9 protein-coding genes are annotated in these 12705 nt (G+C 36.5%); 6 read left to right on the top strand and 3 right to left on the bottom strand.

Going from position 1 to position 12705, the window contains the following annotated elements:
- Positions 1–364: 364 nt before the first annotated feature.
- Together A8B35_RS03975 and A8B35_RS03970 are read right to left on the bottom strand one after the other, a co-directional pair.
- On the bottom strand, positions 365–1666 hold the full coding sequence (locus tag A8B35_RS03975; RefSeq protein WP_075602104.1) for a sensor histidine kinase: 1302 nt from the start codon (positions 1664–1666) through the stop codon (positions 365–367).
- A 23-nt stretch (positions 1667–1689) separates the two neighbouring features.
- Positions 1690–3057: a sigma-54-dependent transcriptional regulator gene (locus A8B35_RS03970; RefSeq protein ID WP_075602103.1), complete on the bottom strand. Its 1368-nt coding sequence runs from the start codon at positions 3055–3057 to the stop codon at positions 1690–1692.
- A 179-nt stretch (positions 3058–3236) separates the two neighbouring features.
- Here A8B35_RS03970 and A8B35_RS03965 point away from each other — a divergent pair, with 179 nt between their 5' ends.
- The 3 genes from A8B35_RS03965 to A8B35_RS03955 are packed head-to-tail and all read left to right on the top strand — an operon-like array spanning position 3237 to position 7041.
- Complete coding sequence (locus A8B35_RS03965) at positions 3237–4559, top strand: TolC family protein (RefSeq protein ID WP_075602102.1); 1323 nt, start codon at positions 3237–3239, stop codon at positions 4557–4559.
- Positions 4560–4601: 42 nt separating this feature from the next.
- Positions 4602–5753 carry a hypothetical protein gene (locus A8B35_RS03960; protein WP_075602101.1) on the top strand — a complete coding sequence of 384 codons (1152 nt, stop codon included), beginning with the start codon at positions 4602–4604 and terminating at the stop codon, positions 5751–5753.
- A gap of 40 nt (positions 5754–5793) precedes the next feature.
- A complete protein-coding gene (locus tag A8B35_RS03955) occupies positions 5794–7041 on the top strand; it encodes an efflux RND transporter periplasmic adaptor subunit (protein WP_075602159.1) in 1248 nt (415 codons plus the stop codon).
- A 158-nt stretch (positions 7042–7199) separates the two neighbouring features.
- Here the strand turns inward: A8B35_RS03955 and A8B35_RS03950 are convergent, their stop codons facing one another.
- On the bottom strand, positions 7200–7901 hold the full coding sequence (locus tag A8B35_RS03950) for a hypothetical protein (protein ID WP_075602100.1): 702 nt from the start codon (positions 7899–7901) through the stop codon (positions 7200–7202).
- 816 nt (positions 7902–8717) lie between these two features.
- Between A8B35_RS03950 and A8B35_RS03945 the strand changes: the two genes are divergently transcribed.
- The 3 genes from A8B35_RS03945 to A8B35_RS03935 all read left to right on the top strand — a co-directional run bounded on the left by A8B35_RS03945 (position 8718) and on the right by A8B35_RS03935 (position 12673).
- Positions 8718–10274, top strand: a complete 1557-nt coding sequence (locus tag A8B35_RS03945) for a T9SS type A sorting domain-containing protein (protein ID WP_075602099.1) — start codon at positions 8718–8720, stop codon at positions 10272–10274.
- 303 nt (positions 10275–10577) lie between these two features.
- Positions 10578–11786 (top strand): S41 family peptidase, encoded by a 1209-nt coding sequence (locus A8B35_RS03940; RefSeq protein WP_075602098.1) that lies wholly within the window; start codon positions 10578–10580, stop codon positions 11784–11786.
- Positions 11787–11971: 185 nt separating this feature from the next.
- Positions 11972–12673, top strand: a complete 702-nt coding sequence (locus A8B35_RS03935) for an ABC transporter ATP-binding protein (RefSeq protein ID WP_075602097.1) — start codon at positions 11972–11974, stop codon at positions 12671–12673.
- The last annotated feature ends 32 nt before the right edge of the window (positions 12674–12705 follow it).

Genomic DNA, 12705 nt, shown 5'->3' with positions numbered 1-12705 from the left:
GCGGCAAATGCATAATTAAACATTACAAATCACTGATATGCCGAGCCTTAATTCCAACCACCCTATTTTAGTTATAATATTCTTCTAATTAATAAATATTTACACTTTGTAACTTTTGGAAAGCACTATAAATAATTTAAAAGACAATCCCTGCTAAGAAGGAACTAAAGCCCCGTGAATAACGGCCCATCCACCCTAGTTAATGCTATTTTCAACAAAAAGAGAAACAAATAATTTAATTGCTCTAATTATACCGTTAGTTGTAATAATTCATTACTTGATTGCATTTAATCTAAAAGAAAAGGAAATCTTTATGGTGCAGCTAGATTTATAAGCTTTCTAAGGACTACATGAAAGTAAAACACTAGATAAGCTGAATTGAAAAGGTAGTAACATCGCTATTACTAATAACAGAAATTGTAGCATTCAGTTTCTTGATGATTTGCTTACATAAACTTAAGCCAATACCACTACCATTATTCTTAGTAGTAAAAAATGGAACCCATATATTCTCGAGCACCTCATCTTCTATTTGTGGCCCATTGTTGGAGATGCTGAGTTTACCTTGTTTATAAACTACAACTACCTGAGGTGAAGGGGTATTTTTAAGCGCTTCGCAGGCATTTTTAATTAGGTTGGTACAAACACGCGATAGCATTTGCTTATCGGATGTAATTTGAACTTCTTTTACTTGCACATTAAATACTATATCCGGGCAATATTCCTTACCCAAAGCCACCCATTGCTCCACTTGTTCTTTTAAATTGAAGCTTTCTAATTTAGGTGTGGGAATCTGCGTAAGCGAACGGTAAGTGTTTACAAATTGTATTAATCCCTCGGCTTGGTTGTTGATTACTTTTAAACCCTTTTGGGCTTTGCTTAATTTTTTCTCATCACTGATATCCTGATCGGATAAGTTACTTAGGGTTTGGCTGATTGAAGTGATTGGAGCTAAGGAGTTCATGATTTCATGCGTTAAAACCCTGATGAGTTTCACCCAACTTTCAATTTCCTTTTCGTCGAGTTCAACTTGTAGGTTGCGGATGGATATTAAAGTCAAATCCCTTTGGCGCATTCTGATAGCTGATGCTTGAAACGACAATTGTTGTTTTTGCTGATAGATGGTGATATTTTCGAGCTTACTATCGCCTGGTGTGATGTTAGCAACAATTTGTTTTAATCGCACTGATACCCTATCAAACTGGTTGAGGTGATAAATACTCGGCAGCTTACATAAGTCACGCACCGACTTATTGGCTAATATTATTTTTTGCTGTTCATCTCGCACCATTAAACCCGTGGGCGATTGATCAATAATCGCTTGCAAATAATGCTCCTCAGCCACTGAGTCCATCTGTATTTTCTTTAACATTTGGTTCAGCTGATTCAATGCTTTGTTGAGCTGACCGCTGCTTTTTATGGGTAAATCATCGGGGAAGTTTAAGGTGGTATCTTTATTACGGACTGAATTGATAAAATAACTCAACTTGCGGTTTCCTTCATCGAACAAGTATAAAAAACGCCAAATAGAAAGGGTAATGATGCCAAGAATAAAGCAGATCAATAAGATGTAATAATGCGGATATAATTTAATGGTGGCGATTATTGATGCGCTTATTAGGCCAACAAGCCAAGCAATTATTTCAATTTTGACATTTTTGAACATAGAAGGTTTTTTATGGGATAGAATTAGATTTGGTATTTTTTGAGCTTGTTATACAATGTTTGTCGCGTTATACCCAATTTTTTAGCCACAGCAGAAAGGTTGTCGCCATACTGATCAACACTCGATTTAATCAGCTCTCGCTCCATTTCTTCAATGGTCATGTCGGTATCAAAACTAGGACTGCTCACTGCACTTTGGAACGAAAACAGAGTGGACTCAATTTCATTGGAATCGGATAAAATCACTGCTTTCTCGATGGCATGCTCCAGCTCCCTTACATTTCCTGGCCAAGTGTGCGTTTTCAATCTTTCGGTAGCTTCAGCACTCAGCTTCAAATCATTCTTCTTGTATTTCTTGCTTAATTTATCCAAATAATAATTGGCAATTAACACCACATCGTTACCGCGTTGTCGCAATGCTGGCACTTCTACTTGTATGGTATTAATACGGAATAATAAATCCTGACGGAACAGTTGCTCCTCCACCATTTGATTGAGGTTATTGTTAGTGGCGGATATCAACCTAAAATCTACCTTAATGGGTTTATTTGATCCTACTTTATAAATGGTTTGAGTTTGAATGGCTGTTAATAACTTGGCTTGCAGATTGAGCGGGATATTCCCTATCTCATCTAAAAACAAAGTGCCTTTATCGGCCATTTCAATTTTACCAATTCTATCTTCCTTGGCATCGGTAAAACTCCCTTTTACATGACCAAACAATTCACTTTCGAAGAGAGACTCAGCAATAGCGCCCATATCAACAGATACCATAAGTTGCTTAGCTCGTGGCGAACAGGCATGCAAGGAACGCGCTACCATTTCTTTCCCCGTTCCGTTTTCACCCGTAATTAAAACACTCGCATCGGTGGCACCCACTTTCTGAATCAGTGTTTTCATCTCTTCCATGGGCTTCGACTTACCTATGATGCTAGATACCTCAGGCATTACAGCTTTTTTTAAGGCCGTATTTTTTTCATTCAATTCACTTACCTCATCCTGCTGCATGGTTAGCTTGGCGGCATTGCGAAGCGTAATAATCATTTTAGAATTATCCCATGGTTTTAGTAAAAAATCAGTAGCACCATCCTTTACAGCTTTCACGGCCAATTCAACATCGCCGTAGGCCGTAAACATAACCACCGATATGTCGGGATAATTGGCTTTAATCTGATCTAACCAATAAAAACCTTCGTTACCCGAGTTTACACCCGCATTAAAATTCATATCGAGCAATACCACATGGTACTTTTTCTTCGCTAAGGCAGTGAGCATCCCATCAGGGTGTGATAGCGTTTTTATGTGATCGAAATAATCTTCTAGTAAGAGTTCTAGGGCCGAAAGGGCGCCTGTATTGTCATCAACAATAAGTATATTTCCAGTAGTAGGCATCGATTATGATTTATATGAAGTATTGTATCAAAGATAATTAAGTGTGTAGAAAATTGACAATACCTGTCCATTTTTTTTACAGTTTAAAATAAAGCTCAAATCATAAGTGGTTGATTTATTATTATTTGCGATTTTGGTACACTTTAGGTATTAGATCTGGCAAATAATAATCAGAACTCATGCAAAATCTAAGATACCTACTTACAGTATTAACAATAATTGGTCTCAACCAATGGAGCACAGCACAAAAAACATGGAGCCTGAGCGACTGCGTTAATTATGCACAAGAGCATAACATTAGCATGCAAGTGAGCGAAAACAACAGACGCATTCAGGAGCATCGTGTTACACAAGCCAAAGGCGATTTTTTACCCAATTTATATGCAGGTAGTAACGCTAGTTACAATATGGGACGATCGGCCAACCCGGATAACAACAGTTATTTTTTCGATGACAATTACCAGAACTCTTTATATGCACAAAGTACCTTGGCCATATTTAATGGTTTAAAAAAGCAAAATACCCTTAGAGCCCAAAAATATGCACTAAAGGCGGGCATCAGTTCGGAGCAAAACACCCGAAACGAATTGATTTTAGAAGTAGCGGATTGTTACTACAAATTGATTATTAGCATTGACAAGGAAAATGCTGCTCAAGAACAGTTGTCCTTATCGGAACAGCAATTGCAACGCATTGAGAAATTCCTCGAAATTGGTAAGGCCTCGGAAGTGGAACGCATTGAAATAAAAAGTCAGTTGAGTAATGATGAATACAATTTGATAATTGCCGAGAACGAAGTGACCTTTGCACGCAGTAACTTGTATAGGGTTATGAATTATAAAAATACCGATTCAATTAGCCCCATAAAACCTCCTTTTATTCCATTACAAACAGAGGTAGCCATGGTGGATTCGGTATATACTTTAGCAGCCAATAATTTACCCCGAATTAAAGAAGAAGAAGCCCGACTAGCAGTGGCCAAATATCAGGTTTCCACAGCAAGGGGTGATTTTATGCCAAGCATTAATATGCAGGCTGGCATACAATCAGTCTATACCGATATTAACGACGACCCGTATAAAACCCAACTTAAAAACAACAATAACCAATACATATCGGCCTCCTTAAGCATTCCTATTTTTACGCGCTTAAACAACCGATCGGAAATAAAAATTGCCAAAATAAATAAAAGCAATCAGCAGTTGCAGGTAGAACAAACTTTGCAAATGGTGTATCGGGATATTGAGCAGGTTTGCATTAATTACAATGCAGCTTTACGACTGGTAAATGCAGCTCAAGAAAAATTATCGTATGCCTCGATAGCTTACCAAGAAATGGAAAAGAAATTTGAGCTCGGCCTAGCCAACACCACGGAATTATTTGCCAGCCAAATGCGATTACTGAATGCCAAAAATGAGTTCAGTCAGGCTAATGCCGATTTGGCCATACAGGGTATGTGGCTCAGCTATTTTGCCACGGGAGATGCTTTATTGAGTATCTGATATTACAAATAAATATAGATTCTAACACCTAAAAAATATCAAATGAAAACGCTAATCTTTACATTATTAATAATCACCAGTGTATTTGCATCTGCACAAGATATTCCATTCAAAAAGATACGTATAGTTGAAGGAAACAATACTGTGCTCAATTTTAATTACAAAAAATTGCACCTGGCTGATTCTATCAATAGCGCTGATCTAGTAGCCTTAAAGGAATACGTTCTGGAACACACCAACATTGAAGCCAATAATGATCCTGAAATTTATTTTGAGTTAATGAAATGGGTATCGCAACAATGGAAACACAATGGATGGAATGCTGCCCCCGATTCGCTCAATTCGTTGGGAATATTAAAAAAAGTACACAACGAAGGCGAAGCATACAGATGTGTTGAATATGGCACAGTGTTAAACGACATCCTTAAATCGTTTGGTTATATATCGCGTTCCATCGGCGTAAAGCATAAAGATGTTGATTATGGTGGTGCAGGAATGGGTCACGTGGCCACCGAAGTTTGGTCGAACACTTATAATAAATGGATATTTCTTGATGCTCAATTTGGTATTTACGCCACAAAAGATGGTAATCCTTTAAACATATATGATATCTACCTGATAAAAAAAGCTGGTGATTTTAATCAAATAGCATTTAATGTGGTAACAACTGGTGGTTTGAATGATGAATATGGCAACGGATTTTTAACAAACTACCTAGGGTATATTGATATTTCTCAAACATCAAACAAACTCAATTATTCCTTATCTCTAAAAATGGAAGGCCAGAACGATTATCTCACTTTTCAGGCTTTTCCCTCAAGAAAAACAATTTTTACCGATAATGTTAATGAAGTATATTACAGTTTGAATCAGACTATGATATTAATTGATTATCCTGAGGAGGAAGTGAACAGAGCAATGGGTGAATTCTCTAAACTAGAGATCTCAACTCTAGACGACTTTAATAAAAACATGTCCTTATTTGCGGCACAACCGAAGTTTAAATTATCTTTTGATAACAACATGCCTTGGTTTAAGGAATACAAAGTATTTTTAAATGATGTGCTGGTTCCTATCGAAGATGGTCATTGTTTAGTGAATTTGAACGAAGGGCTCAATACCATAAAAGCCTTTGCTGTAAATGCAAATGGTATTGAAGGTATACCATCGGTACTGAAAATAATTTACGAGTAAAAAATAAAACACTAACAATAATAATACTACTACAATGGGAATGGATAAAAAGATAGAGCAAAAAAATGGGCTCAAGAAAAAACATATATATATTGCCATAGCTACCATCACATTTTTAAGCATTGTGTACTATGCTTTTGGTACAACACACGTTTCCACCTATAGAGCCAACAAAGATAGACTCACGGTTTCTGCGGTAACGCAAAATAACTTTGCCGATTACATTCGTTTAATGTCGCATGTTGATCCTATTTCGGTAATATACCTTGATGCTGTTGAAGGCGGACGTGTTGAAGAAAAATTAATTGAAGAGGGTGCCGAAGTGAAAAAGGGAGATGTGATACTACGTTTATCGAACCCCGATTTAAACTTATCTATTTTAAATAGTCAGGCTAATTTGGCCGAGCAAGAGAACTTTTTGCGTAATACTATGGTGACTTTAGAACAGCAGAAAATTGCCAACAAACAGGAACTGGTTAATGTATCGTACAATGTGATAAGGAAGAAAAGAGCTTTCTCGCAAAACGAAAAATTATATAAGGATGGCCTCATCTCGCAAGAGGATTATTTAATGGCCAAGGAAGATTACGAAATTGCCAATAAACATTACGCGCTTAGAATGGAACAATACAACCAAGATTCTATTTACAGAGCCATACAAGTTGATCGCATGCAAGATAACTTGGATAATATGGAGGCTAATTTGGCCTTGGTGCGTCAGCGCATCGAAAACCTTGAGGTAAAGGCTTCGGTTGATGGTCAGTTGGGTTTATTGGATGCCGAGATTGGACAATCGATATCAAGAGGGAACCGAATTGGGCAAATTAATGTACTTACCGATTATAAAATTGTGGCCAAGGTTGATGAGCATTATATCGAAAGGGTTCGTCGCGATTTAACGGCGAGTTTTGAACGCAACGGCAAAGAATACCAACTGCGCGTTAAAAAGGTATATCCAGAAGTAAGAGACGGGCGTTTTACTGTGGATATGGTTTTTACCAGCGAACGACCAAGCAATATTAGAACCGGACAATCGTATCACGTTCGTTTGCAGTTAGGTGACTCTAGCGATGCCATTTTGGTTCCGCGCGGTAGTTTCTTTCAAAACACAGGCGGACAGTGGATATTTGTGCTCGATCCTTCTGGCGAATTTGCCACCAAACGCAACATAAAAATTGGGCGACAAAACCCACGTTTCTACGAAGTTATTGAAGGTCTAGAACCCGGGGAACAAGTTATTACATCGAATTACGATATGTTTGGCGATAACGAGAAGATTGTGTTTTAAGTTTAGATCGTTATATAAGAGGCTTTGCTTTTTAACACCTGAACACCAGTTAAGCAAACAGCGTCTTTTAGGCTCTATTAGGTTTAATTAATAAAATGAATGAATAATGGTCTGTCGCTTCGTGCCACAGACCATTATTAAGTTATAAATAGCAAAAGCTAATCATCGGTGGTCCATTCCCATTCCCAATCTTTAAAGGCCACTTCATGTGTTGGCACAGTGCCCGTAGCACTTGGATATATACTTATAATCTCTGTTTGCAAACGGGCATCAACCGTATTTCCCCATCCCACTTTTGGCGTTTCTGAAAATACATTTTGGTTAAACGGTTCATTATCTATTTTAATGTACGCTTCCCTATTGGGTATATTCAATGTAAATTCAACTTCGCAATATTCATCACTTGGCTCTAAATTAACACCCATTTCATCCCAACCTTCTCCATTCCAATATAACAAAGCCTTATACCTTGGGTCCCAAGGATTAATGACCCATTGAAATGCTAAACCATAATCGAGTTCAGTATCAGGGCCATCCCATACAAATAAACCACCTTCAACAGTTTGTCCATTATAATCGGTATTGGCTGTAGAAATTGAGTATGGAAGTTTAAACTTATATTTTGCAAAATGATTATCCGTTAATCCTGCTGGATCAACAATACGTTTAAAGGTAATATTATGCGCCATAACTCTACGGTTCAAAACATTTGCCTTTAATACTGATTCACTTTGATTATCAACGGTGCACATATCGTTAATATCCACTTCGGGTTCAGGAGGTAAAGAATAATTACCATCACCAACATTCACAATCCAATTTTCTAAATTAGTTCCTTTTTCAAATCTTGTAACAGTCATAATATCATTTTTAAATTAGAAGTATAATTAGCTGAAGGCCTTAGTACTAATATAACCTAAAATTTACTTAAAGTCACACTTCACAAATCGTAAAACACTCATTTAAAGATGTTTTATCACCACGATAGTAGGTAGTAGGTAGTAGGTAGTAGGTAGTAGGTAGTAGGTAGTAGGTAGTAGGTAGTAGGTAGTAGGTAGTAGGTAGTAGGTAGTAGGTAGTAGGTAAATTTAAAAATAAGTATTTTAATTATTGAGATTCTTTGCGCCTCGTCATGGCGAGGAACGCGGCCATCTTAAGGCGCCTGGTTTTGCAGATCACCTTGAGATCGCTTTGTGCCGCGCGATGACGCAATACTATAATTATCAAATAATAATTTGTCCCTTTGATCTCAGGGAAGCTATCTTCAAATAGTTATGAGCTTCCTTGGGTTCAAGGAAGCCATCATCAGATAGTTATGAGCTTCCTTGGGTTCAGGGAAGCCATCATCAAATAGTTATGAGCTCCCTTGGGTTCAGGGAAGCCATCATCAAATAGTTATGAGTTCCCTTTGGGTTCAGGGAAGCCATCATCAAATAGTTATGAGTCTCCTTGGGTTCAGGGAAGCTATCATCAAATAGTTATAAGTTCCCTTGGGCTTAGGGAAGCCATCATCAAATAGTTATGAACCCTGATAGCAACTAAAATTTACTGATAATGACATATTTATAACTGATAACAATTGAACTCTACACAAACGGTAAGATCTTGACACTACCTTAATATCATAAAATAATTTTTAAAACGAAGGTGTCAAAACCTTCAAAAAAGATCTTACAATGAAAAAAACAAAATTCAGTAATAAGGTAGTTTTCATCTGCTTTATTACCATGATACTTATAAATGTATCAATTAATGCTACAAACTATTACGTTGCAACCTGGGGTAACGATAGTAATAATGGCAGTGAAGGAAAACCTTGGAAAACAATTCAGAAAGCTGCAAATACTGCAAAAGCAGGAGACCAGATCTATATTAAAAAGGGCTCCTATTACAATAACGTAGTTATTAAAAACAGTGGTACTTCTTCAAACTGGATCATATTTAAAGCATACCCCGGACACGAAAAACAAGTGGTACTTAACAACGCTTATTTCATTATTTCTAAAAAAAGTTATATCGCCATTTCTGGCATTAAAGTTCAGAATGGAAAACATGGTTTTTATATAGAGGGTCCTAGTGAGCATATTGAGATTACAAACAACCATACCTATAACACATTTGCTTCAGGCATTATTGTTTGGGGTGTTGCTTATGGACAAAATCCTGGAAACTATAATAACATCAGAAATGTAAAAATTAAAAATAATAAGGTTCAAAAGGCCTGTAATGGTGGTTGGAACGAGTGCATAACCATTGCCAATGGTGTTGTTGGATTTGAAGTAACTGGTAACGAAATTTATGATGGAGGGAATCCCATTAATGGAGGCGAAGGTATCGACATTAAAGAAGGGGCAAAAAATGGAATTATTGCATACAATAATATTCATAACCTTTCGAGAAGAGGAATATACTTAGATGCAGGAGGTTTGCTCAATTTTGCAAAGCCTACAATTAGTAATATTAAGGTTTATAACAATATTTCGCGTAATAATGTTGGTGCTGGTATGGCCATTATGACTGAAGGCAATGGTGATGTGTATGGCATATCTATATACAACAACTTATTCTACTCCAATACCGAAGATGGTATAATGTATTATAAGCATCCGGCAGGATCAGGAAAGATTTATAACATTAGTTGTAATAATAATACAATGTATAAAAATGGCAGATACGGAATATTAGTAAATTTCTCGGGTGCATGGGGACTTCAATTTAATAATAACATCTGCTATGAGAGTTCAAATTCTGATTATAAAAATATTGCAGGTAGTGTTTCTACAACAAAAAATTTATTTAACACTAATCCTCAATTTAAAAATGCCAATGGAGGTAACTTTAGGTTAAATTGGAATTCTCCTGCAATTAACGCCGGTACTTGGTCGGGGGCACCAACTGTTGATTATGATGGAAATGCACGAGTTGGAAATGTTGATATTGGGGCTTTTGAATATACCGCAGGTTTAAAATCAATCTCTGCAACAGAACAGGAGTTTAGCACTACTTGCGATGATTATAAAGTTTTCCCTAATCCTGCTACAAATGTTATTACTGTAAGCATTCCTAAATGTGACAATGAGTTTACATTGAATTTTTATGATGGAATGGGAAAACTTAAAAAATCGGTTCAGTCTAATTCTGTTAGCACAAATGTTGATATAAGCGATTTAGAAAAAGGCATCTATTTTATAGAACTTGGCGATAAAAAGACCCTACGTTTTATAAAGAAATAAACTTTACATTTTTAATATTAAGGTATTAGCCTGAGTTAAATACATCATTAGCTCAGGCTATAAAAACAATTTTACTTACAAGCTCCTAACACATTAAATTCGTCACATACTTAATAAGCTGAGTTCGCTTAAACTGGGAGCACTCAAATCAATAGCTATCAAATATTTTTACACTAGGTGTTAAATAAATTGACACAGTACAAATATCCCCAAAAGCATATATCCTAATTTTCAACACATTAAACATTTGGCACATTTTCAGATATAGCATTGATAACAATAAACACTCTAAACTAATTTATTATGTTATCATTCAGTAGAACTATATTTATCGCAATTATTGCCCTAGTGCTATCTCCAAATGTTAATGCAACAAACCCTAACCCATTAAGCACCGAACAAAAAGTAGCCGACTTTGATAGTTTATATTTTCAACTAAAGGGGGCATTCCCTTATTTCGAAGTAAATAAACGTTTAAACCAGGTTGATTGGTTGGGTAATTACGAGGCTTATAAAACTAGGATTAGCCAAACACAAAACAACAAACAATATTTGGCAGAAATTGATGCCATTATGGATGAGCTCAATTGCGGTCACGCTGATTTATTGCCAACTGTGTATTACAATTATATGTTTACACGATATAGAATGATATCGTGGACTCATAAATCGTACAAAAGACATCTACAAGAATTAAAGAAAAACGATGCCAAACAAAAGAATCAATATTGGGCACACATATACCAAGAATTGCACCCCAGTAAGAAAAGTAAAAAACCCACAGACAATACAAAGGCTACTGAAAATCTCACTTTCGAAATTTATGAAGATCAAAGCTTGGCAGTAATGCATATTAAATCGTTTTCGTATGAGCATGTAAAAGCAGACAAAAAAGCTTTACTCAAGTTTTACGAAAACCTAAATAACTACGAAAACCTAATTATTGATATACAAGGAAACGGAGGCGGAGATACGCGTTACTGGCAGCAAAATATTGTACCGTACATCTCTAACACAACATTAAATTATTCATCTTACACAGCGTTTAAAGATAATGCTGAATTTTACAACTTTGCTGGCCAATTAGAAGGAATGCCTATTGATAGTGTTCCTCTATACAACATGCCAGAAGAATTATATGAAGATGACTATCTGTTTAAGAAATCAAGTTGGTCTTTACATCCCAATAAAAAATCTATTCATTATAGGGGGAAAATTTATGTACTAACCGACCGCAATGTATATTCCTCTTCAGAAGCATTTGCTAACTTCTGTATTAACACTGGTTTTGCAAAAGTGGTTGGAGAAACTACAGGTGGTGACGGTGTTGGTTCTGATCCCTTCTTATTTACCCTTCCCATCAGTGGAATTGTAGTTAGATACCCCGGACTAATGGGGCTAAATGCCGATGGTAGCTCCAACGAAGAAATAGGTACCATTCCGAGTATTGAGATAGAAGGGAATACATCCGAAGAACGTTTTACCAACTTTATAAAAACCATTGATGGATAAGGAATTCAACAATTGCCTATCAAATATTTTTACACCACTTGTCTATAAATTAGACACATTGCAAATAAACAAAAATCACTAAGTACAACATATCAAACACTTACAAGTTTGGCATATTTTAAGCAAAGTACTTTATCAGAATAAATAACAAAACATTTAAACATCAACATTAAACAATAACTATCATGATTAAAACCGAGCAATTATCAAAAGTATTTAGAACAGAAGATGTAGAAACAACGGCTTTAAACAGCGTTTCATTACATGTAAAAGAAGGCGAATTTGCAGCCATTATGGGACCATCGGGTTGTGGTAAATCTACCCTACTTAATATTATTGGTTTGTTAGATAATCCATCCAATGGCAAATACTATTTTAATGGTACCGAGGTAGCTGGCTTTAAAGAGTCGCAACGTACACAGTTCCGCAAGGGAAATATCGGATTCATCTTTCAAAGCTTTAACTTAATTGATGAGCTAAATGTATTCGAAAACGTTGAGCTTCCGCTTACCTACCTTAAAATGAAAAGTAACGAGCGCAAAAAACGTGTAGAAGAAGTGTTGGAGCGTTTAAACATCGGCCACAGAGCCAAGCACTTTCCACAGCAACTGTCGGGTGGTCAGCAACAACGTGTAGCCATTGCCCGCGCAGTAGTCACCAACCCAAAGTTACTATTGGCCGATGAGCCTACGGGAAACTTAGATTCGAAAAATGGTTTAGAGGTAATGGAATTATTACAACAGCTTAACCAAGAAGGTACCACCATTATTATGGTAACTCACTCCGACCGCGACGCTGGTTTTGCGCATAATGTAATTAACCTTTTCGATGGCGAAGTAATTACCGAAAAAGCCAATGCCGAGGTTTCTGAATTACAAAGTGTATAAATAGATACTTCCTTTCAACGCATCCCTAATTT

It is taken from the genome of Saccharicrinis aurantiacus (assembly GCF_001660705.2).
Lineage (GTDB): Bacteria > Bacteroidota > Bacteroidia > Bacteroidales > Marinilabiliaceae > Saccharicrinis > Saccharicrinis aurantiacus.
This window is presented reverse-complemented; position numbering and strand designations above follow the sequence as displayed.

Bases quoted from the DNA above. Each gene is read 5' to 3' on its own strand.
- A8B35_RS03975 (WP_075602104.1), bottom strand. From the start codon at position 1,666: ATGTTCAAAAATGTCAAAATTGAAATAATTGCTTGGCTTGTTGGCCTA.
- A8B35_RS03970 (WP_075602103.1), bottom strand. From the start codon at position 3,057: ATGCCTACTACTGGAAATATACTTATTGTTGATGACAATACAGGCGCC.
- A8B35_RS03965 (WP_075602102.1), top strand. From the start codon at position 3,237: ATGCAAAATCTAAGATACCTACTTACAGTATTAACAATAATTGGTCTC.
- A8B35_RS03960 (WP_075602101.1), top strand. From the start codon at position 4,602: ATGAAAACGCTAATCTTTACATTATTAATAATCACCAGTGTATTTGCA.
- A8B35_RS03955 (WP_075602159.1), top strand. From the start codon at position 5,794: ATGGATAAAAAGATAGAGCAAAAAAATGGGCTCAAGAAAAAACATATA.
- A8B35_RS03950 (WP_075602100.1), bottom strand. From the start codon at position 7,901: ATGACTGTTACAAGATTTGAAAAAGGAACTAATTTAGAAAATTGGATT.
- A8B35_RS03945 (WP_075602099.1), top strand. From the start codon at position 8,718: ATGAAAAAAACAAAATTCAGTAATAAGGTAGTTTTCATCTGCTTTATT.
- A8B35_RS03940 (WP_075602098.1), top strand. From the start codon at position 10,578: ATGTTATCATTCAGTAGAACTATATTTATCGCAATTATTGCCCTAGTG.
- A8B35_RS03935 (WP_075602097.1), top strand. From the start codon at position 11,972: ATGATTAAAACCGAGCAATTATCAAAAGTATTTAGAACAGAAGATGTA.